Genomic DNA, 20564 nt, shown 5'->3' with positions numbered 1-20564 from the left:
GATCGTGAGCACACCTGACCACGCCTACTCCACAGCGGCCGAACTGATCGCAGCGATGGACGCCGGTACCGTCTCCGCCGTCGAACTCACTGAAGCGGCGATCGAGCGGATCGAGCGCCACGACGGCGACATCAACGCGGTCCCGGTACGCGACTTCGAACGCGCCCTGCTCGCGGCCCGTGACGCTGACGCGGCCAGGGCCCGAGGCGAGCGCGGGCCGCTGCTCGGGGTTCCGATGACGGTCAAGGAGTCGTTCAACGTCGCCGGGCTGCCGACGACGTGGGGCATCCCGGCGTTCAAGGACTTCGTCCCGGCGGAGGACGCCGTCGCGGTCGCCCGGCTCAAGGCCGCCGGCGCCGTCATCCTCGGGAAGACGAACGTGCCCGTGGCCCTCGGAGACCTCCAGACGTACAACCCCCTTCACGGAACGACGAACAACCCGTGGAACATCGAACGTACGCCGGGCGGCTCGTCCGGCGGGTCGGCGGCGGCGCTCGCCGCCGGTTTCGGCGCCGTGTCCATCGGCTCGGACATCGCGGGCTCGCTGCGAATACCCGCGCATTTCACCGGCGTCTACGCGCATAAGCCCTCGTTCGGGTTGCTGCCCTCGCGCGGGCACACGCCGCCGCCCGCCCCACCGCTGGCCTACGACCGGGATCTCACAGTGATCGGCCCTATGGCTCGCGGCGCCGGCGACCTCGCGGCCATGTTCGGTCTCCTGGCGGACCCGGACGAGACGGGACCCGGCATCGCCCACCGGCTCGCGCTCCGACCGGCCCGTCACGACGACCTGGCCGGCTACCGAATCCTCGTCGTGGACACCCACCCCCTCATCCCGACGTCGGCGGAGGTACGTACCACGATCGACCGTCTCGCCTCCGACCTGACCGCGGCAGGCGTCAGCGTGGAGCGCCACAGCGCCCTGTTGCCCGATCTGGTCGAGGCCGCCCGGCTCTACATGCGTCTGTTGCTCGCCACCATCGCCGCCGGGTACCCGCCGGTCCTCTACACGCAAGCCGTCGCGGCCGCGCGACATATCGACCCGGACGACGTCAGCCTCGCCGCCGCACGGGCCCGCGGGGCGGTGCTGAGCCACCGTGACTGGGTCACGACCGACACGCTCCGGACCCGGCACCGCGCCCGCTGGAGCGAGCTGTTCACCGAGTTCGACATCGTGTTGTGCCCGGCGGCGCCGACCACGGCGTTCGTCCATGACCAGAGCCCGGACCAGTGGACGCGCACCATCCCGATCGATGGCGTCCCGCACGACTACGCCGATCAGCTCGTGTGGCCCGGCATCGCCGGCACCCCCGGCCTTCCTGCCACGGTCGCGCCCATCGCCCGTTCAGATGACGGACTGCCCATCGGCGTGCAGTTGATCGGCCCGCTCTTCGAAGACCGCACACCCCTGCGGTTCGCCGAATTGCTCGAACGAGAGTTCGGGGGGTTTCAACCTGTGCCCGCCGCACACCCGGCGGCGGGCCCACGCGATTTGTGCGCCCACGGGAAGTAGGGCGCGCGCCGGCGCGGGCAAGCTGGAAGTAAACTGAAACCACCCTGGCCAGGGTGGTTCAGATCGCAACCCATCGGAGGTTCCAGATCATGAGCGGCGGCAGGGCCTGGACGAGCCCGCGATGCCCGGTCGCGCGGACCGTCGATCTCGTGGGCGACAAGTGGTCCTTGCTCATCATTCGCGATGCCTTCGACGGCATCCGCCGATTCAGCCAGTTCCAGCGCAACCTCGGGGTCGCGAAGAACATCCTCAGCGACCGGCTCCGCAATCTCGTCGACGCCGGCATCCTCGCGATCCAGCCGGCTTCCGACGGCAGCAGCTACCGGGAGTATGTCCTCACGAGCAAGGGCAAAGACCTCTTCGACGTGGTCGTGAGCCTTCGCCAGTGGGGCCAGGAACACGCCTACGCACCCGGCGAGGACTACGTCCGTCTCGTTGACCGGACCACCGATGAGCCCATCCCCCGGCTCACCTACATGACTCCGGATGGCTCGACGGTCCGCGCGGACGATACGCGAGTGCGCAAGTCCAGCGACTGAGCGCCGGCTCCGTCCAGCCGCCAGATGTGGCCACACGATCTGAGCTGCACTCCCAGAAAACCTTCACCAGTCCCGTGGGGACTGCGTCAAGGAACACCGGAAACCGAGTTTCAAGATCCTCACGGCGCGCGGTGGCGCTATTCGCATGGGGTACCTGCGATTGGGCGAACCTGGCCCCGCTCCGGCACCGCCCGATCGGCGGATCGCCCGTGAGCATCGACCTGAACGCATCAGCGACTTGTCTGGCCACTGTGCGGCATCAGGTCTGACGGGAACGGCCGGCATCGCACTCTTGGCGCCCACGACTTCGCACTGATCCTTCTCGCCCTCGGGCTGCTGAGCTCTGTGATGTCGAAGAAGCTCATCCACAACCACGGCCGGCTCGCAGCCCCGACATCCCGTCGCCACGGCACACATGCCTGAGCGCCGCGGCGCCGTCTCCGGATTACCCGCGACGGCATCTGGTTGCTATTTGAAACCTATCCAGCTAGGCTGGCGACAGCGCCAGGCCCTCGCGGGGTGAATCCGCAGACACTGCCGGCGAGAATCACGGTCGTCGATTGACGCACGAATGCGGCTGATGCCGTCGGCCCATCGACACGCGGCCACATCGATCGGCGGCATTGCGTACGCGACGTCCACGGCTCGGTGTCAACGGCAGGCATTGCGTAGCACGCACCCCCCTCCAAACCGATCTTGCCCGGCATGGGGCATCGCAGTCGCCGCTCGCGGCACTCTCGATACGGAGCGAAGAGGGGAGAGGCCTGTGATTGCCGATCGCCTGTCCCATCGCACAAGCCAACTGCGGCGACATCTATGTCGAAGACAACCATTTGGGCGGGGTTCGTCTTCTGGCAGCCCGCCATGGAAGAGCGGCTTCAGACCCTCTCGGCAGGCTGCGTCGGCCCGACCAGGTGAAGCGCGACGTAACAGCACGATCTGACGCTCCTGCCACCAGGCCGTGAAGCGGTGCGTGCAACATGCTCCTTTGTCCGCGTACCGGGAGGGCTATGGCTGCGTTCAAAGAGTGGAGGCGTTAACCCATGAGCAAACCCCGACGTGCCCGGCTGAGTGCCGACTCAATGGCCTCATACCCCATGGCGCGCACAGCGACGGCAAGGGAAACCACTGCCGTCGCTGTGATCGATGCGGGAGGAACCGTGATCGGATGGTCGCAAGCCGCCGAAGAACTGCTCGGATACCGGGCGGAGGACATCCTGCACCATTCCAGCTCTGCCTTTCTCAGACCAACTGACCGCGGGGACCGGATCTCGGCCTGGCTCAGAAGCATCGGTGACGAGGAGTATTGGTCCACCTTCGCCGAAGCCTGCCATCGCGACGGCGGCGAGGTTCTGCTGCACCTTCAAGGGTCCCGCCTGAGCAACTCCGACGGGACGACGTCCTGGCTCCTGTCGGCGACATCCGCGGCCGCAGGGCTCTCAGCGCTGGAGCCGCTCGTCAGCCAGTCCCCCGTGGGGATGTGCTTCTGGGACAGTGAGCTGAGGTGCGTCTGGCTCAATGAGTCTGCGAAGCGTCTGCAGGATTTCTTCTCGCACCACCAGCTGGGCAGTCTCCTGTGTCCTGACCGCGGGGATGGCCTACCGGGGAATAGCGATGACAGCCTGGCAACGGCGATGCAGCAGATCTTCTTCGACGGTAGCCCCATGATCGGCAGAAAGGTTCTGCGGACCTCTGCCGGCCGAAGCGAAAAGCGAACCTTCTCCATCTCCGCGTTCCGTCTCGAAGGCTTGGACGGGTCTCCGGTGGGACTGTGTGCGTACGTCACAGACATCACGGGCAGCGGAGTGGGTCGGCGCCTGAAACTCCTGATCGAAGCCGGCGCCCGAATCGGCAGCACGCTCGACATTGAGAAGACCGCACAGGAATTGGCCGACCTAGCTGTACCGGCCCTTGCCGACTACGTCACGGTCGATCTCGCCGACTCCGTCCTGCCGGACAGCGAACCTTTGCAGCGACTCGACTCCACGGCACTGAGCATCCCTATCGTCAGGCGAGTCGGTGTCGCCTCCATTCACCCAGGGCTTCCCGAATCGTTGTGGCGGCTCGGCGACGCCGTCTTCGCCCCTCCAGCATCGCCCTTCACCAAGGTGTTGTCCTCGGGCCGACCCCACTTCGAATCCGTGCTGGACGCCTCGCGCGGCACCTGGCTCGATCTGGACCCTACGCGGTTGGAGATCATCCATCGCACGGGTATGCATACCTTGATGATCGTGCCGCTCAAGGCCAGGGGCGAGATCCTGGGCATCACCGTTTTCGTCCGCACGAGCAACCCCTCACCGTTCACCGCGGACGACCTGATGCTCGCCGAAGACCTCGCCTCTCGCGCCGCGCTCAGCCTGGACAACGCCCGCCGCTACACCCACGAGCGCGCCACCGCCCTTGCGCTGCAGCACCGGCTCCTCCCCCGCAAGCTGTCGGGCGGCAACGCCGTCGAGGTCGCTTCACGCTACCTGCCCGCCGACGTACGCGACGGCGTTGGAGGCGACTGGTTCGACACCATCCCTCTGGCAGGCGGCCGAATCGCCCTGGTGGTCGGCGACGTGGCCGGACACGGCATCAACGCCGCTGCGACCATGGGACAGCTTCGCACCGCCGTGCGCACCCTCGCGATCATGGACCTGTCCCCCGGCGAGCTCCTCGCTCGACTCGACGACATGGTCGTCCTGAACGAGCAGGACTCATGCGGCGACGGGCCGTCCGCCGAGGTGCTGGTGACATGTCTGTACGCGGTCTATGACCCGGCCAGCCAGGAGTGCACCATGGCGACCGCCGGCCACCCCCCGCCGGCAGTCATCGACCCCTCCGGCGATGTCTTCTTCGCCGACCTGCCCAAAGGCCCCCCACTTGGACTCGGCCTGGGCACCTACGAGTCACTGCAGCTCAGACTCGCGGCGGGCACGCTCATCGTCCTTTACACCGACGGATTGATCGAAACCCGTGAGGCGGACATCGAGGCGGGCATGGAGCGCCTTCGCACCACCCTCACCCGGGTGGCGCCCCCGCTGGAACAGTTGTGCACCTCGGTGATCGACGCCCTGGTGGGACGATCCTCCCATGAGGACGACATCGCCCTCCTCGTAGCCCGCACCGGACCCACCAGGGTGTCGGGGCCACTTCATGAGGCGGTTGGGCGAAAGCCGACTTGTCTGCCGGAAGGAAAGCGGTCGATGTGAGCTGCGGAAGCTTCCTCCGCCGGGCCAGGCCTCGGTCAGTGGTCGTCGTCGTGTCCGGTCGGGCGTCGCGCCAGCACCCGGGCAAGGGCGGTGACGTCGTCAGACGCCAGCACCCCCCTCTCGACGAGCACGTCCTCAAGAGCGGCAAGCCAGTGCTCGTAATAACTCCAGTCGTTGTCCTGAGCGGCTTCCCAGGCAGCGATCCGGGCGCTCAGCGCGACCTGGAAATGGGACCAGGCAAACGCGCCCGCCTGGTGGAGAGTGACCGCAAGGCCGAAGGCGCGGCTCTCCCATGGTGCAGCGAACACCAACTCCCCATTCGAGCGCGGCGGGGCCGCCGGGCCCTCGATGTCCAGCGGCGCGCTCACGGCGCGGCCACCTTAGCCACGCCCACCATGGCATCCCTGGTGACAAGCGGCACCAACTGCTCTTCCGTCAACCCCTCGGTCCCGGCGGGACGCTGAGGCAGAACCAGCCACCGCACCTCGCTGGTGGAGTCACGGACGATGATCTCCACATCGTCATCAAGGTCGAGCCCCATCTCCGACAGCACCGCCCGCGGTTCGCGCACCACACGCGCGCGGTAGGCCGGATCCTTGTACCAGCTCGGCGGCAGGCCCAAAACCGGCCACGGGTAGCAGGAGCACAGCGTGCAGACCACAACGTTGTGCGTCTTGTCGGTGTTCTCCACCACCACGATGTGTTCGCCCTGCGTGCCGATGAACCCCAACTCCCCAAGGGCGGCAGTGCCGTCTTCGAGCAGCCGGCGCCGATAATCCGGATCGCTCCACGCCTTGGCGACCACCTTGGCACCGTTGAGTGGCCCGATGTCGGCCTCGTAGGTGTTGATGATGCCGTCGACCACAGCCGGATCAACCAGGCCGCGCTCAACGAGAAGCTGTTCGAGCGCCTCCGTGCGCAACGCAGCGGACGGCGTGGAATCGTCGCTGGTCATGAGTCCTGCTCCAGGTAACTCTCATACAGCTCGACAGTGAGCTTGAAGGGTCGACTGTCGGTCCCGGACCCGGAAGGCCACAGCTCACGCGAGTCGAAACAGACCGTGTAGACGTACTGCGGGTTCTCCCCCAGAAAATGCGCGTGCGTGTCCGGAAGCAGCGCAGCCGGCTGAACCGCCGCCACCACCCCCGCATGCCCCCGCACGTAACCGGCCAGCCGCGTGTGCCCAGTCGGCGACATGTTCTTCGCCCGCACTCGCTCCCCTACGGCGAAGGCGGCAGGGGCATCAACGGTCCGCAGCGAGCCCTCGGCTGTGGGCTTGTAGTCGGGTTTGCGGGGCTTGGGCGCCGGTGGTTCCGGAATCTGCTCACCGCGCAAGACCCTGGCTCTTGCTGTGACTGCGCCGGGCGCAAGAATCGCGCTGTCGGTGAGCATCAACTCGGCTGCATTGAGCCATCGGCCGAAGTAGCCGTCGTCGAGGTATGCGTTGCGGTCGAGACGTTCCAGCGCGTGCCGAAACGCGTCGACGTTCCGGCCGGATACCCGGATGGCCAGTAGTGTCAACGCGAACGCCCGGGCGTTCCATCGCTCGGGGAAAACTGGTTCGTCCCGTCGTGGCGGGCGGACCGGGCCCCAGCCCGTGGTGCCGCCCAGGTCGGCGATCCCTTCCATGCCATCACGTCTTCCGTACAACGGATGATCGACAGGGTCGCCGCCGATGTACGTGACATCAGCACCGCCCCCTATCGCGGTGGCGAACTGAAACCAGTATAGGTGGTTTCACATCACGACCACCTGCGGAGTGGCCACTGCGAGCCGCAAAGGCCGACACCGCAGCAGCCAAACCACGAGAGCCTCAGTCGGCGCGGGTCCCACATCCCACCTTCTGTACGTTGACCTCCCGCCTGGGCCGCGTGAGGGACTCCAACCGATCAGCCCGCCCATGGCCGTTCCTCGCTTGGCTGGTTGGGCGACCGTGTCAGGCTGCGTGCGCCGGGGGAAGCGTCGGGTAATCGGTGTAGCCGCGATGGTCACCGCCGTAGGCCCGGGTGTAATCGGGAGCGGTGAATGGACCACCGAGGCGCAGCCGCCGCGGCAGATCTGGATTGGCCATGAAGAGCGCGCCGAAGGACACCATGTCCGCCGCGCCGGTCTCGATGAGCTTCAGCGACTCCGGCCCGGTATAGGAGCCGGGCGTGTACGGGTTGAGGATCAGCGTTCCGTTCCAGCGCCTCCGCAGCCGGTGGGCGAGCTCAGCGTCAGAGCCCTCGGCGACGTGCAGGTAGGCGAGGCCGAGTGAGTCGAGCGCGTCGGCCAGCCCGAGGTAGGTGTCATGGAGGCCGTCCTCGACGATGTCGTTGTAGGTGGCGCCCGGCGTGATGCGGAGGCCGACACGGTCCGCGTCCACTGCGTCCGCGACGGCCTCGGCCACCTCGACAACGAAGCGGATCCGCCCTTGGACGTCACCGCCCCACTCGTCGTCGCGCTGGTTGGCGTTCGTTGCCAGAAACTGGTGCAGCAGGAAGCCACTACCTGCGTGGAGTTCTACGCCATCGAAGCCTGCGGCGATCGCGTTGCGCGCGGCCGCCGCGAAGTCCGCCAAGGTCCCTCGGATGCCGGCCCGGTCGAGCGGGCGTGGGGTGACGAACTCCTGCGGGCCGTCCATGGTGAACACCCTCCCGGCCGCCAGCACCGGCGATGGGCCGACAGGGATTGATCCGTCCTCATGCAGGCTGGGGTGGCCGACCCGTCCGGCGTGCATCAACTGGGCGAAGATGAGACCGTTCCGTTCGTGCACCCTGGCGGTCACCTTCCGCCAGCCCTCGATCTGTGTGGCGCTGTGCAGGCCTGGTGTGTTCGGGAAGCCCTGGCCGATGGGCGAGGGCTGGGTGCTCTCGGTGATGATCAGCCCTGCGTCGGCGCGCTGGGCGTAGTAGGTCGCCATCAGCTCAGTGGGACTCGTTGCCGACCCGAACGCTCGGTTGCGCGTCATCGGGGCCATGACTACCCGGTGGCGTGCGGTGCACCGCCCGACAGTAACCGGTTCGAACGCTTTTGGCATGACTTGTAGCTCCTTCAGGGATTGATGCTGATTGGCGTTGGCGGGGTGAGCGGCGGCAGTTCCTGCCTCGATTCGTGACCCAAGGCCGCTCGGCTCCCGCGACCAGTGGCGTCAGGCCATCTGTGATCAGTTGTCTTTGGGGACATGCAGCTGTTGAAGGTGCACACTCCGTCGCCGCGGCCTGCGATAGGGGTCCGACTCTGGTCGCGCGATCAGCTGGCGCAGCCGCCACCGACCCCGCACTGATCGCCCTCGCCGAACGGCATGCTCAGCGCGGGCCGGGTCTCCGCCCATACGCGCTCCATGGCGCGGACGAGCGCGGGCGTGCCGATTCCTCCTCCGATGCCGTACTTCCCGTCGATCACGATGAACGGCGTGCCGTGCGCACCCATCTGCTGGGCACGCGCCTGCTCGTCCTCGACCTGGCGCCGGTAGCGACGCGACTTGAGCACAGCGCGGGCCTCATCCCGGTCCAGGCCGATCTCGCCGGCGAAGTCGACCAACTGCTCAAGCGTCCAGAGCTGCCGGTTGGTGCCGAAGTGGGCCCTGAACATGCCGACCCACGCCTCGTGGTGCTTGCCCTGTTCGGTGGCGTAGGCGAGCAGCTCGTGCGTCAGGTCGGTCGGCCCGAGCGTGCGGTCGATCGCGTGGTAGTCACCGAAGCCTTCGGCTTCGGCCGAGATCTCGACCGGTCGCAGGATCGCCTCCATCTGGGCGACCGTCATGCCCGCGTTGCGGCTGAGCTGAGTCTGGGTGATGCCCTCGGGCGGTATCCCAGGGTGGACCTGGAAGGAGCGGTGGATCACCTCCACCTCGTCGCCGTGCTCGAACTCGGCCACCGCCTTCCGGAGCCGGTGCTGAGTGACCCCGCAGATCGGGCAGATGATGTCTGACCACATCTCGACAAGCATTCGCGCTCTCCTCGCACAATTTGTGTGTAACCACATCATGTGTGAGAATCAAAATCGTTACAAAATGCACATCAATGTGCGTAGAGGAGGCCTCGTGGAAGGTGTACGTTCCGCGGTCCGGCAGGTGCCCGGCCCTTGCTCCCACTGGAACGACGACGAGGCGGACTTCATCCGTCATGTCCTTGACCGCATCGGGGACAAATGGAGCGTTCTCATCGTCGGCACCCTCGAGGCCGGCGCGCTGCGTTACTCCGAGCTCGCCTACGCGATCCCCGGGATCTCGCAACGGATGCTCACCCTCACCCTGCGACAACTGACGCAGGACGGGATCGTGTCACGCACGGCGTATCCCGAGGTCCCGCCTCGGGTCGAGTACGAGCTCACGCCCCTCGGCCGCAGCCTGCTGGGGGTCGTACTCGACCTGGCGGCCTGGGCGGTGGACAACCACAAGGAGATCCACCACAATCGCACGGTATTCGCCCAGGGGTCGGCCTCTGCGGCGGGCACGGACTGAACTCAAGGCGTTGACGCCAGGTGATTGCAACACCGGGGTCTCCCTGGCAGTGCGGTGTACCAGGGCGTTGGTTGGACCGCCGCCCTGATCATCGTCGTCGGGCCTGATTCTGCTGCGATCAGGAGCGTTGGCCGGGCTGGTCCACGATCGTGGCTTCCACCTGCGCGGTCAGGCTCACCGTGCCTGCCTTGAAGGTCTCCTTACTGCCGTCGGCGCGCTCGTACGTCCGGTCCTGCAGCCGCGTCGCGTTGGTGCCCAGATACCGGAAGGTCTGCGGGTCCAGGACGAGCGATTGCCGCGCCCCGTCGTCGTCGAGGCTGAAGGCCACGCCTCGCCGTCCGTCGGCAACGGGCACGTCCTCGGTCATGGTGATGCCCTTGATCGTGGGCAGCGCACGGAAGAGCGCGGCCCGCACCTCAGGGGCGAGCCACTGCTCGGAGATGAGCTGGACCGACACCGCGACCGAGCAGCGCATTGATCGCAAGTTGGCCTTCTCCAGGTTCAGGCTGCTCTGATCAGGGACAACGCAATCGCGTGTACCTGGTGACAGCAACAGGCCCAACCTCAACGTGCTCGGCCGCTACAACGTCGCCACCAGCGTCCCGGCCGCCGGAGCTGGACGAGGACGTCGACGGGAGCGGTCAGGGTGACGGGCGGGACCTGGTCGGCGGCGCGCGGCCCCTGGCTCAGAGTGACTGCGGGGCGCCGTGTCGGAGGCCGTCGAAGAGGAGGGCGGTGATCTGCCGGGCCTCGACCAACCAGCCCTCCGTGGCGCGCATTCCGCAGATGCCGCCCAGGGCGCGCAGCAGGGTGGATCCTGTGACGTCGTCGCGGACGGTGCCGGCCGCACTGCCGGCTTCGAGCAGCAGGGAGAGGGCGTCGGCCATACGGGCGCGTGCGTCGTCGAAGACCGGTGAGTCCGTCGCCATGATGCTTTCCAGCACGATGGACATCCCCTTGCCCACCGCCGCGTGGTCCACGAGCAACAGCAGGAAGCGCCGCAGCGCCTCCTCCGGGGTGTGTTGGTCCAGCAGGACGCCGGGCGCGGCGCACAGGTCGTCGACCTCTTTGCGGTAGACCTCCTCGATCAGCGCCTCGCGGGTCTCGAAGTGACGGTAGAGCGTTCCGACGGCGACGCCGGCGCTGCGGGCGATGTCCTCGACGTGCGCGTCGGTGTCGCCGCCGAGGAACGCCTGGCGGGCCGCGGACAGCAGTGCCTCGCGGTTGCGTCGCGCGTCGGCGCGCAGCGGGCGTGATGCCGGCAAGAGAACCTCCATAAGGTGAGTCCGACTCCGTTTACGTGTACTGTTTCCGGAGTCAGGTTCATCTTACGGAGGAGATCTCCCATGCCGAACACCGACGAGGGCCTGGACGGCCTGCGAGTGCTGGTCACCGGCGGCAGCCGGGGCCTGGGCGCGGCGACCGTGCGCCGCTTCGTCGCCGCGGGCGCGACCGTACTGACGGCCTCCCGCAGCCGGCCCGAGCAGGACGGCGGCGCCATTTTCCTGCCGGCGGACCTCTCGACGCAGCAGGGCGTGGCCGAGCTCGCCCGCCGAGTCGTCGACCAGGTGGGCGGAGTGGACGTGCTCGTGAACAACGCCGGCGCGGCCAGCGCCCCGGCGCCGACCCTGAGCCGGTCCGACGCATCCTGGCAGGCGGACCTGGAGATGAACCTCCTCAGCGCGGTACGCCTGGACCGGGCCCTGGTGCCGGGAATGGTCGAGCAGGGCTCCGGCGTCGTCGTGCACGTCTCCTCGATCGCGAGCCAACTGCCCCAGCGCACCGAGGCGTCCTACGCCGCGGCCAAGGCCGCGCTCAACACCTACAGTCGCGAACTGGCCACCGAGGTCGGCGCGCACGGGGTGCGTGTGGTCTGCGTCCTTCCTGGCTTCGTCGTCACCGACGGCGCCACCGCCCACCTCCGGCACATGGCCGAGGCGCAGGGCGTGACCACCGAGGAGGTCACGCAGCAGATCGTGGACCACCTGAACGTTCCCATGGGCCGCCCCGGGGATCCCGAGGACGTCGCCGAGCTGATCGCCTTCCTCGCCTCCGGCCGCGCGAAGTGGCTCACCGGGGCGCAGTTCCGCGTCGACGGCGGCATCATCCCGACCGTCTGAGCACCGACCAGTACCAGCGCGAAGAACAGGATCGTCGCCATGTCCATCACCCTGAGTTCCGTGATCATCGACGCTGCCGAGATCGAGGCGGAAAGCGCCTTCTGGCACCGGCTGCTCGGTGGCTCGATCCATCGCACGCCGACCCATCACTTCATCCAGGCCCCCGACCTCCCGGTCATCGTCGTCCAGTCCGCCCCCGAACACGTCGCCCCGAGCTGGCCGGACGGCACCTCCCAGCAGATGCACCTCGACTTCGGCGTCGAGGACCTCGCGACCGCCGACCGCACGGCCACCGACGCCGGCGCCACCCGACTGCGGCCCACCGAGGAGATCACTTCGGAAACCCGCACCGGCGGCCGCGTATACGCCAGCCCGGCCGGACATCCCTTCTGCCTGCGCGCGGCCTGAGACCGCCACCCCTCACCGCCTGCCGTCAAACGAACGAACAGGCGTGACAGGTGACCAACGAACCCGGACTTTTCGGCCTGACGACGGCTCAGATCTCATGCGCCGAGCGCCGTCCCGTCGCGCAGGGCGAGGTCGGCCCCGGCCTCCGGCCGCGATCCAAGCGATGGGCCGGGCATGAAGGTTGCCAAGACGGGCGATGACCTTGGAGGCTCTCCTTACCGAACTTCCAGGAGTGTCCTGTGATCATCGAGGATCTGTCCGAGCCGGAACTCGCCCTCTGGGAGGCATTTCCCGCAGCGCGTCCTGTGGATCTTGCCGGAGCTCCCGTCCGGGCTGCGGTCATCGCAGAGATGTTGCTCGGCGCCCGGGAACCCCTTGCAGGGCAGACGCCTGGCGTGCACCTGTCCGGCGCCCGGATCGTGGGCCGATTGGACCTGTCGTACGCCGACGTACAGCACCCTCTGATCTTGACCGGGTGCGAGTTCGAGGAAGCGCCGGTCCTCACGGGAGCCCGCACCGGCCCGCTGGACCTCGCGGCCTCCCATGTGCCCGGGCTGCACGCCGTGGACGCTGTGATCGGCGGGGCACTGCGCCTGGAAGGCTGCGAAATGGCCGGCCCGATCCAGCTCGCCGGGGCCCACGTGTCCGGGACGCTGAATCTCAGCCGCGCGGCGATCCACGCACAGCAGGCTGTCCACGCCGACGGCCTGACCGTCGACCGTGATCTTCTGTGCGCCAACGCCGTCATCGACGGTGAGTTACGCGTTGTCGGCGCGCGGATCGGCGGGACGATGACCCTCGATGGCGCACGGGTCGGGCGGTCGGGCGGCTTCGGCCTCACCGCCGAGGGGGTCGTCATCGACGGCGGGTTGTCGTGTGCCCGCGGTTTCCGCTCCTGGGGGGAGCTGAGCGTGCAGGACGCCCGGATAGGGCGCCGGTGCGTCTTCAGCGGAGCTCAGCTGTCCAACCCGGACGGCATCGCCCTGAACGCGGAGAGACTCGGTGTCGAGGGCGGGCTGCGCATCGACGACGGCTTCTCGGCCGAAGGTGAAGTCCTTCTGCGCGGAGCCCGCGTGGCCGGTTCACTCCGTTTCGCGCAGGCGAGCCTCGCCAATCCGGGAAGACGCGCGCTGAACGCACCGCTGATGGAGATCGGCAGCGGGCTGCGGCTCACACCGGGTTTTGTGGCGAACGGAGAGGTCTTTCTGGACTCCACCCAGGTCCGCGGATCGGTCAACCTCGACGGCGGGACGTTGTCCAACCCGGGTGCGACGGCGCTCTCGCTGCGCCGGCTGGGGGTCACGGGCAGGCTCAGCTGCAGCGAAGGCTTCTGTGCCGACGGGGAGATCGTGATCGTCAACGCCCGGGTCGAGGGCAGCCTGGCGTTTCACGGTGCCGCCCTCAGTAATGCCGGCGGGCGAGTTCTGTCCCTGTGGGAGGTGGTCGCAGGCGGGGGCATCGACTGCTGCGAAGGCTTCGCGGCCACGGGAGACGTCTCGATCAGGAACTCCCGGATCGCCGCCACACTGTGCCTTACGGAGAGCACCATCGACGGCGACCTGCACCTTCGTGGTGTGGACGCGGCTTCGCTGAAGATCGGGCCCCGGACGCAACTGCTGCGGGCCGTCGACCTTCGCCACAGCCGGGTCGGCGTGCTCGATGACGCTCCCAGCCGGTGGCCTGCTCACGTCCTGATGAACGGCTTCACCTATGACAGCCTGGAGGCTCCCCTGCCTGTCCGGGAGCGACTTGACTGGCTGGCCAGGGAGGCCTACCAACCTCAACCCTATGAGCAGTTGGCCGCCGTCTACCGCCGGCAGGGCCACGACGAGGCTGCCCGCGACGTGCTGCTGGCCAAACAGCGTCGCCGCCGCGCGGGGCGACAACTCGGGGCGCGGTTGTGGGGATACGTGCAGGACTGGACCGTCGGGTACGGCTACCGACCCTTCCGCGCCGCACTCTGGCTCGCAGCCCTTCTCCTTGTCGGCACGGTCGTTTTCACCGCCCACCAGCCACCGGCCTTCAAGCCGGGCGAGGCTCCCCCCTTCAACGCCTTCCTCTACACCCTGGACCTGCTCCTCCCGATCATCAGTTTCGGGCAGGAGAGCGCCTTCGGCCCGCGCGGCGCACACCAGTGGCTCGCCGCGGCGATGATCGCTGCAGGGTGGGTCCTGGCGACGACCATCCTGGCAGGCATCACTCGCGCACTCTCCCGCCAATGACGCGACCGGAAGCGGCCGCTCACAAGGTGGTCACCCAGGAGCCGGGGCCACGGTCAGCACAGCACCCCCGGTCTCTGTCGTCACCCCGCGCGTACGAGGTGGCGCACGGTCGCGTCCTACGCACCCGGGTCCCAGGCGCTGAGCTGCTCGAAGACACGGCGGTCGCCGTCAAGCTCCAGGGAGTCGATCGGGATGCGGTTGTGCAGGATGAGGACCAGCTCGTTCGCCGTGCCCCGAGCGGAGAAGGAGGCGGCGTCCGGCTCGGTGCCGGGCCCGGGGAGGCGGACGGTCCGTGCGCCGTCGGCGGAGAGCGAAAGGCGCCAGGAGCGGCCCTCGGAGGCGTGGAAGTCGATGACAGCGGGCTTGTGCGGCCAGGCACTTGTCGTCGCGACGCAGGTGGACAGGAACTCGTCGACACCGTCGAGTGCCACCTCGACCGGCAACGGCTCTGGAGCACCTATCGTGATCTGGGCGTCGTAGGTGTGCACCGCCATCTGCTGGAGCTGGTGCCGAGCCACGGCACCGCAGGTCCGCGGCGACTGCGACGTCTCCCACCACGTCCAGCAACCGCCATCCGGGCCGGCCTCCCGCAATGCGTCCACCAGTTGCTCCGTGGACTCCGCCAACCAGGCCAGCAGGGCCTCGCGCTCCCGAGGCACGGCCGGGACGCCTTCCGCTGCGGACTTGGCCGGCGCAGGACCCGCGGCGACGGTGGCGGCCCAGTCGCGGCGCCCCTCGCCGATGTGCTGCGCCAGATCGAACAGCGTCCACTCGGGGCAGGTCGGCACCTGTACGTCAAGGCTGGGCGCGGAGGCGATCGCGGCGCGGAAGGCAGTCGACCGTTCGTCGATCAGTCGCAGCACAACGGGGAACTCGAGCGTCATTGTCACCGTGAATCTCTATCACCGCGTGCAGGCAATCGGATAGCGATTTTCCCAGCCGCCGTCGCGGGCGGACCATCACCACCACGGAGGAACCCTGAAAGACCTGTCCTCCGTGGCCGAGATCCGGGTGCTCGATCTCCGGGCGGCGCGAGAATGCCCGGATCGCCGTCGCGTGCGTCGAGTGACGGTGTGCGTGTACGTCGTCATGGAGGGCTCGTCGGCCCGCCTAGAGTGCATGGCAGGTTCGCTGGGGGCTCCGCGGCGCGGAAGGGGGATGATCATGTTCGGGGTGCGTTTTGGGCTGCTGGGCCCGATCAGTGTCGTGAACGGTGGCGTCGAAGTGGACGCGGGCCCGCCGCAGCAGCGGGGCGTGCTCGCCCTGCTGCTCCTCAACAAGGGCCGCCAGGTCTCACTCGACCAGATCGTGAACGCGTTGTGGTGCCCCGAGGCGCCGCGCAGCGCCGTCGTGACCACCCGCACCTACATCTCGCGCCTGCGTCGGGCGCTGGCCGACGGCGTCGAGGTGGAGATCACGTCGGCGGGCGACGGCTACCGGCTGGCCGTCGATCCCGGGACGGTCGACGTGACGGCGTTCCGCCGGATCACCGCCGCCGCCCGCGAGGCACGGAAGAGGGGGAACGCCGCCGAGGCGTCAAGCCTGCTTCGCGGTGCGCTCCGGCTGTGGCGGGGTCCCGCACTCGACGGGCTGGACGGGCCGTTCTTCGGCGGCCGCCGCGCCTGGTTGGAACGGCTGCGCGCCGCGGCCATGGAAGAGCTGTGGACGCTCGACATCGAGCTCGGCCACTACGGCGAGGCCATCGCCGGGCTCACCCGCGCGACGGCGGCGGAGCCCTACCGCGAACGGCTGTGGGAACTGCTGATGTGGGCCTACGAGCGAGACGGCCGCCCGGCCGAGGCGCTGGCGGCGTACCAGCGGATCGCCCACTTGCTGGACGACGACCTGGGCCTGTCACCCGGTCCCGGCCTACGCCGCGCGCACGCACTGATCGATACGGTCTCCCTGGTGTGAACCGCTGACGCCTGCGCGTCACGCCGCCGCCCGCACAGCACCTCGGCCTCACCGGCGGACGTCAGCGTCGAGCGGCGACGTTCGTCGATGAGGTCCCGGACGAGCAACGGCTCCGCTGGTGACATCTTGAGCTGTCACATACCGATACGAGCACCTGTCATTCCCAACATGTCATGGCATGTGCGTTTCCCTGACAGGGGAAGACCATGAAGGCCTGGCACCGCATGTCGATCACCACTCGTATCACCGTGTTCAGCGCGACAGCAGCGACCGTGCTCCGCGCGCTCCTGGCGGCCACGGTGATGATGGCCATCCATCGGTTCGCCACCGGCAATCTCGTGGCGGAGCCGGCCGCGACGGTGATCGGTGCGGCCGCGTTGCCGGCGCTGGCCGTCACCGGGCTCGGCCGCGGCAGCGCCACCGCTTCGCTCATGCCGGTGACCGCCATCCGCGCGGAGCTCGACAGGATCACGGAGACGTGCCCCGAGCAGCGCGTCTCGCAACCGAGGAGCCAGAATAAGACCTGCGCGCCGGCCGACAGCGTCAATCAGACCCTCGCTCGTCTTCAGGCCGCGATGGAGCAGCAACGCACGTTCACCACTGACGCCTCCCACGAGTTGCGCACCCCCGTCGCGGCGATACGCGCCGAGGTCGAGGACGCTCTCTACGCGCCCGAGGACACCAGCATCCAAGGAGTCGGGAACGCCGTTCTGCCCAGCCTCGACCGGCTCGAGACCATCGTCGGCGACCTGCTGACCATCGCCCGGCAGCAGACCGAGGACGTTCAGGGCGAACGCGAACCGATCGACCTCTCCGAGCTCGTGACCACGGAGTGCGGGCGGCGCGCGGAGACCGGAAAGAGCTTCGAGTACGTCCTCGAACCCGGTGTCATGGTGACGGGCAGCCGGCCGCGATTGGCGCGTCTGCTGTCGAACCTGCTCGACAACGCGGAGCGGCACGCCGGCCCCACCATCGCCCTGCATGTACGGCGATCCCCCTGCGCCAAACGCGACCTGCAGCGCTTTCCGCACGGCGTCGCGATGCTGGAGGTGATCGACGACGGCCCCGGCATCGATCCGGACAAACGCGAACTCGTCTTCCAGCGGTTCGCCCGGCTGGACACCGCACGCGGCCGGCACGCCGGCGGAACCGGCCTCGCCTGCCCATGGCACGGCAGATCGCCGAAGCACATGGCGGCTCCCTCCGCATCGAGGACAGCATCGAGGACAGCACTCAGGGCACGCGCCTCGTCCTCCGTCTCCCCCTCGCGTAAACCCCGATCGGGCCGGTACGCCGGCATGTGCAGGGCGTATATCCCAGGCCGTCAACGTTCTGTCGATCTCGGGCGCGCCCACCCCGGCTAGCTTTCTTCGTCGAAGCGGCTCGGAAGCCCCGCCGCGTGTTCGAAACGCGCCGCCTTGGACGGGACGAGACCGCACTCGTCCGTCGAGCTCGACGTTTCACCAGCTCGACGGCGACATCAACCACGAGGGAATCGATGATACGTACAGCGATACTCATAGCGGCGGCTGTGCCGCTCACCGCGTTCGCCCTGCCGGCGGCGTCCGCCGCGACGCCTTCGGCGACGGCCGGCGCCGTCACGGTCACATGTGCCCCCGTACCGGTCTCGGCCCCGGCGGGCGCGACGGTCGAGTCGGTACAGGCGGTGCGCAAGCCGGGGGGAACCGTCACGTTCCCGTCCACGCCGTTGTCGGCGCCCGCTCCCATCACCGGCGTGCCGCCGTACTGCGAGGTCACCGTCACGCTCACCCACCCCGGCGCGAACGACCACGTCAAGGTCGCGGTGGCGCTGCCGGAGACCGGCTGGACGGGCCGGCTCCAGGCCGTCGGCGGGAGCGCCTACAGCGCCGGCGACTTCGGCGCGCCGCTGGTGCAGGCCGTCAAGGACGGCTACAGCGGCGTGACGACCGACGCCGGGGTGGCCCTGACGGGCCTCGACACCACGTGGGCGCTGACCGCCGAAGGCGAGCTCGACAAGCCCCTGGTGAAGAACTTCGCGACGCGTTCGGTCCATGAGGCGGCGCTGGTCGGCAAGGACGTGACCCGGAGGTTCTACGACCGGCCGGCCTCGTACGCGTACTGGAACGGCTGCTCGACCGGCGGGCGTCAGGGTTACGCCGAAGCCCAGAAGTATCCCGGGGACTTCGACGGCATCCTGGCGAACGCCCCGGCCGTGCAGTGGGCGCAGTTCGCGGTCGCGACCCTGTGGCCGCAGATCGTGATGTACCAGGAACACGACATCCCCAGCAAGTGCGTCTTCGACGCGTTCAGAAAGGCCGCGATCAAGGCCTGCGACAAGCAGGACGGCGTGGCCAACGGCATCATCGACCGTCCTGACAGGTGCGGCTACGACCCCCGCAAGCTTGTGGGCACCGAGCTGGACTGCGACGGCAAGAAGATCACCGTGACCGCCGCGGACGCCAAGGTCATGCGGAGGATCTGGGCCGGTCCGACCGACGAGCGCGGCCGGAAGTTGTGGCCGGGCCTGCCGAAGGGGGCCGACACCACGTGGCTGGCCGGCACGCAGGCCGACGAGAACGGCGACCTGTCCGCGCCCGGTTTCCCCGTGGCCGTGGGCTGGGTGCAGACGTTCCTGAAGAAGCAGCCGGGGTTCGACACTTCGAAGATCACCTACAGCGAGTTCGCCAAGCTGTTCCGCCAGTCGGTCAAGCAGTTCGACGACGTCATCGGGACCTCGGATCCTGACCTGTCCGAGTTCCGGCGGGACGGCGGCAAGCTGATCACTTTCGTGGGCGCCGACGACCAGCTGATCCCGCCCGGCGGCACGCTGTACTACCGGCAGCAAGTGGAACGCGAGATGGGCGGCGCGAAGCGGGTGAACGACTTCTACCGCCTGTTCCTCGCCCCGGGTGTGGAGCACTGCTCCGGCGGCTCCGGCGCGGCCCCGACGCGTGCGCTCGGCGCACTGGTGGACTGGGTCGAGCGGGGCAAGGCGCCGAGGACCCTGGCCGCGGCGAACCCTGCCGGGACCGTGACCCGCGACCTCTGCCCGTATCCGCAGGTGTCCCGGTACAACGGACACGGTGACCCCGCGGTGGCCTCGAGCTACCGCTGCACGAACTCCTGAGACGTGCCGCCTGCGCCCCGTCCGGCGCAGGCGGCATTTTCGCTGGGACGGCCGGGCGGCGAACGGATGTCTCCCGCAAGAGACATCCGCCCCCGGCCGCCAATCGTTCGTCAACGTCACCTCCTCACGTGACTTCTACGCTCGCTGGCATGTCGACTTCCACCGAGGCCAAGGCTGTCATCGAGACCCGCCTCATCCACCGATTCCACCGCCGCGCCACGACCTTGCTGACCGAGGCCGCCGTCCTGTCGTCCGTCCCCCTGCCGGCGTTGGCGGAGCTGCGCGAGTTCCTCGTCAAGAATCTGCGCCATCACCACGAGACCGAGGACCGTCTGCTGTGGCCGATGATCGCGGCGGCCGCGCCCCACGTCGCGGAACGGTTCGCGGTGCTGAGCGAGGAGCACGACGAGCTCGACGCCGCACTCGACGCCCTCGAAGCCGTGCCTGTCGTGCAGGGCGCGGACCGTCTGCGGCTCGAACGCGCGGCAGGAGCGGTCCGGTCCCTCGTTCACCGGCATCTCGAACACGAGGAGCCGCTGCTGTTGCCGGCGTTGCGCGAGCACGTCTCCCCGCAGCAATGGGCCGCGTTCTCGAACGAGGTCATCGCGACCTCGCCGCCCGAGGCGGCCTACCTGATCGTGGGCTTCCTCGACCAGGTCGGCACGCAGGAAGAGGTCGCGCTCGTCCTGTCCGCCCTGCCGGAACCGGCGCAGCAGTTCGTACCCGCCATGCGCGACCAGGCGCACGTCGCCCTCGCGGTCCTAATCAGTTCTGGGAGTAAGCCATCCGGCAGACTCCTGGTGGTAGCCGCTGACAGGTGAGCACTCTGGGTTCCTGGACATCGAGTCCTGGTGAAAGACCGTGCCCCTGCCGGTCGGCCGGGAGAGTTGATCGCTGATGGGATGTCGTGCCCGCCCGCAGAGGCGTGAGCACTGCTTGATTAGGTCGCTGATGGTTCTCCCGCAGGCTGCTGAAGGTGATCGGCATCGAGAACGGGAGGACCGTTGCGACTGTTCGTGGGTGATGACTGGGCCGAAGACCACCACGACGTGGAGGTCATGGACGGCTCCGGCCGGCGGTTGGCCAAGGCCCGGCTGCCCG

Annotated in this window: 19 protein-coding genes; 11 read left to right on the top strand and 8 right to left on the bottom strand. The window is 68.3% G+C overall.

Annotation, left to right across the window (positions count from 1 at the left end; translation table 11 throughout):
- Positions 1-4 precede the first annotated feature (4 nt).
- The 3 genes from BLR04_RS38365 to BLR04_RS38355 all read left to right on the top strand — a co-directional run bounded on the left by BLR04_RS38365 (position 5) and on the right by BLR04_RS38355 (position 5246).
- Positions 5-1513 (top strand): amidase, encoded by a 1509-nt coding sequence (locus BLR04_RS38365; protein WP_090774082.1) that lies wholly within the window; start codon positions 5-7, stop codon positions 1511-1513.
- Positions 1514-1566: 53 nt separating this feature from the next.
- Positions 1567-2052: a winged helix-turn-helix transcriptional regulator gene (locus BLR04_RS38360; protein WP_342672336.1), complete on the top strand. Its 486-nt coding sequence runs from the start codon at positions 1567-1569 to the stop codon at positions 2050-2052.
- 1097 nt (positions 2053-3149) lie between these two features.
- Positions 3150-5246, top strand: coding sequence for a SpoIIE family protein phosphatase (locus BLR04_RS38355; RefSeq protein WP_176903544.1), 2097 nt, complete (start codon positions 3150-3152; stop codon positions 5244-5246).
- A 35-nt stretch (positions 5247-5281) separates the two neighbouring features.
- On the opposite strand, the gene BLR04_RS38350 is transcribed toward BLR04_RS38355, so the two are convergent.
- The 5 genes from BLR04_RS38350 to BLR04_RS38330 all read right to left on the bottom strand — a co-directional run bounded on the left by BLR04_RS38350 (position 5282) and on the right by BLR04_RS38330 (position 9176).
- A complete protein-coding gene (locus BLR04_RS38350; protein WP_090774080.1) occupies positions 5282-5614 on the bottom strand; it encodes a nitrile hydratase accessory protein in 333 nt (110 codons plus the stop codon).
- Positions 5611-6201 carry a nitrile hydratase subunit alpha gene (gene nthA / locus BLR04_RS38345; RefSeq protein ID WP_090774079.1) on the bottom strand — a complete coding sequence of 197 codons (591 nt, stop codon included), beginning with the start codon at positions 6199-6201 and terminating at the stop codon, positions 5611-5613. Before nthA ends, BLR04_RS38350 begins: the two co-directional genes overlap by 4 nt.
- Entirely contained in the window at positions 6198-6875 is a 678-nt protein-coding gene (nthB, locus tag BLR04_RS38340) for a nitrile hydratase subunit beta (protein WP_090774078.1), read from the bottom strand. Before nthB ends, nthA begins: the two co-directional genes overlap by 4 nt.
- Before the next feature lie 307 nt (positions 6876-7182).
- Positions 7183-8265 carry an alkene reductase gene (locus BLR04_RS38335; RefSeq protein WP_090774077.1) on the bottom strand — a complete coding sequence of 361 codons (1083 nt, stop codon included), beginning with the start codon at positions 8263-8265 and terminating at the stop codon, positions 7183-7185.
- Positions 8266-8477: 212 nt separating this feature from the next.
- Positions 8478-9176 carry a DsbA family oxidoreductase gene (locus BLR04_RS38330; RefSeq protein ID WP_176903542.1) on the bottom strand — a complete coding sequence of 233 codons (699 nt, stop codon included), beginning with the start codon at positions 9174-9176 and terminating at the stop codon, positions 8478-8480.
- A gap of 94 nt (positions 9177-9270) precedes the next feature.
- Between BLR04_RS38330 and BLR04_RS38325 the strand changes: the two genes are divergently transcribed.
- Positions 9271-9690 (top strand): winged helix-turn-helix transcriptional regulator, encoded by a 420-nt coding sequence (locus tag BLR04_RS38325; RefSeq protein WP_245740994.1) that lies wholly within the window; start codon positions 9271-9273, stop codon positions 9688-9690.
- Between the two features lie 118 nt (positions 9691-9808).
- Here BLR04_RS38325 and BLR04_RS38320 read toward each other — a convergent pair whose 3' ends face one another.
- A complete protein-coding gene (locus tag BLR04_RS38320) occupies positions 9809-10165 on the bottom strand; it encodes a hypothetical protein (protein WP_090774074.1) in 357 nt (118 codons plus the stop codon).
- A gap of 211 nt (positions 10166-10376) precedes the next feature.
- Entirely contained in the window at positions 10377-10955 is a 579-nt protein-coding gene (locus BLR04_RS38315) for a TetR/AcrR family transcriptional regulator (protein ID WP_090774090.1), read from the bottom strand.
- An 81-nt stretch (positions 10956-11036) separates the two neighbouring features.
- Between BLR04_RS38315 and BLR04_RS38310 the strand changes: the two genes are divergently transcribed.
- The 3 genes from BLR04_RS38310 to BLR04_RS38300 all read left to right on the top strand — a co-directional run bounded on the left by BLR04_RS38310 (position 11037) and on the right by BLR04_RS38300 (position 14440).
- Positions 11037-11810 carry an oxidoreductase gene (locus BLR04_RS38310; RefSeq protein ID WP_090774073.1) on the top strand — a complete coding sequence of 258 codons (774 nt, stop codon included), beginning with the start codon at positions 11037-11039 and terminating at the stop codon, positions 11808-11810.
- A gap of 39 nt (positions 11811-11849) precedes the next feature.
- Positions 11850-12218, top strand: a complete 369-nt coding sequence (locus BLR04_RS38305) for a VOC family protein (RefSeq protein ID WP_090774072.1) — start codon at positions 11850-11852, stop codon at positions 12216-12218.
- 239 nt (positions 12219-12457) lie between these two features.
- Entirely contained in the window at positions 12458-14440 is a 1983-nt protein-coding gene (locus tag BLR04_RS38300) for a hypothetical protein (protein WP_090774071.1), read from the top strand.
- Positions 14441-14556: 116 nt separating this feature from the next.
- Here the strand turns inward: BLR04_RS38300 and BLR04_RS38295 are convergent, their stop codons facing one another.
- Complete coding sequence (locus BLR04_RS38295) at positions 14557-15324, bottom strand: maleylpyruvate isomerase family mycothiol-dependent enzyme (RefSeq protein ID WP_090774070.1); 768 nt, start codon at positions 15322-15324, stop codon at positions 14557-14559.
- A gap of 289 nt (positions 15325-15613) precedes the next feature.
- Here BLR04_RS38295 and BLR04_RS38290 point away from each other — a divergent pair, with 289 nt between their 5' ends.
- The 4 genes from BLR04_RS38290 to BLR04_RS38275 all read left to right on the top strand — a co-directional run bounded on the left by BLR04_RS38290 (position 15614) and on the right by BLR04_RS38275 (position 20284).
- Positions 15614-16354: an AfsR/SARP family transcriptional regulator gene (locus tag BLR04_RS38290; RefSeq protein WP_218129334.1), complete on the top strand. Its 741-nt coding sequence runs from the start codon at positions 15614-15616 to the stop codon at positions 16352-16354.
- A gap of 206 nt (positions 16355-16560) precedes the next feature.
- Positions 16561-17718 (top strand): sensor histidine kinase, encoded by a 1158-nt coding sequence (locus BLR04_RS38285; protein WP_090774069.1) that lies wholly within the window; start codon positions 16561-16563, stop codon positions 17716-17718.
- Between the two features lie 167 nt (positions 17719-17885).
- Positions 17886-19463 (top strand): tannase/feruloyl esterase family alpha/beta hydrolase, encoded by a 1578-nt coding sequence (locus BLR04_RS38280; protein WP_218129333.1) that lies wholly within the window; start codon positions 17886-17888, stop codon positions 19461-19463.
- Positions 19464-19612: 149 nt separating this feature from the next.
- On the top strand, positions 19613-20284 hold the full coding sequence (locus BLR04_RS38275; RefSeq protein WP_090774067.1) for a hemerythrin domain-containing protein: 672 nt from the start codon (positions 19613-19615) through the stop codon (positions 20282-20284).
- Positions 20285-20564 lie beyond the last annotated feature (280 nt).

This window comes from Nonomuraea maritima, assembly GCF_900100395.1.
In the GTDB taxonomy this organism is placed as follows: Bacteria; Actinomycetota; Actinomycetes; order Streptosporangiales; family Streptosporangiaceae; genus Nonomuraea; species Nonomuraea maritima.
Note: the sequence above shows the minus strand (reverse complement) of the source record. Positions and strands in the feature narration are given on the sequence as shown.

Coding starts and splice junctions, on each gene's coding strand:
- BLR04_RS38355 (WP_176903544.1), top strand. CDS start 3,150: ATGGCGCGCACAGCGACGGCAAGGGAAACCACTGCCGTCGCTGTGATC.
- nthA (WP_090774079.1), bottom strand. CDS start 6,201: ATGACCAGCGACGATTCCACGCCGTCCGCTGCGTTGCGCACGGAGGCG.
- nthB (WP_090774078.1), bottom strand. CDS start 6,875: ATGGAAGGGATCGCCGACCTGGGCGGCACCACGGGCTGGGGCCCGGTC.
- BLR04_RS38335 (WP_090774077.1), bottom strand. CDS start 8,265: ATGCCAAAAGCGTTCGAACCGGTTACTGTCGGGCGGTGCACCGCACGC.
- BLR04_RS38330 (WP_176903542.1), bottom strand. CDS start 9,176: ATGCTTGTCGAGATGTGGTCAGACATCATCTGCCCGATCTGCGGGGTC.
- BLR04_RS38320 (WP_090774074.1), bottom strand. CDS start 10,165: ATGCGCTGCTCGGTCGCGGTGTCGGTCCAGCTCATCTCCGAGCAGTGG.
- BLR04_RS38310 (WP_090774073.1), top strand. CDS start 11,037: ATGCCGAACACCGACGAGGGCCTGGACGGCCTGCGAGTGCTGGTCACC.
- BLR04_RS38305 (WP_090774072.1), top strand. CDS start 11,850: ATGTCCATCACCCTGAGTTCCGTGATCATCGACGCTGCCGAGATCGAG.
- BLR04_RS38295 (WP_090774070.1), bottom strand. CDS start 15,324: ATGACGCTCGAGTTCCCCGTTGTGCTGCGACTGATCGACGAACGGTCG.
- BLR04_RS38285 (WP_090774069.1), top strand. CDS start 16,561: ATGAAGGCCTGGCACCGCATGTCGATCACCACTCGTATCACCGTGTTC.
- BLR04_RS38275 (WP_090774067.1), top strand. CDS start 19,613: ATGTCGACTTCCACCGAGGCCAAGGCTGTCATCGAGACCCGCCTCATC.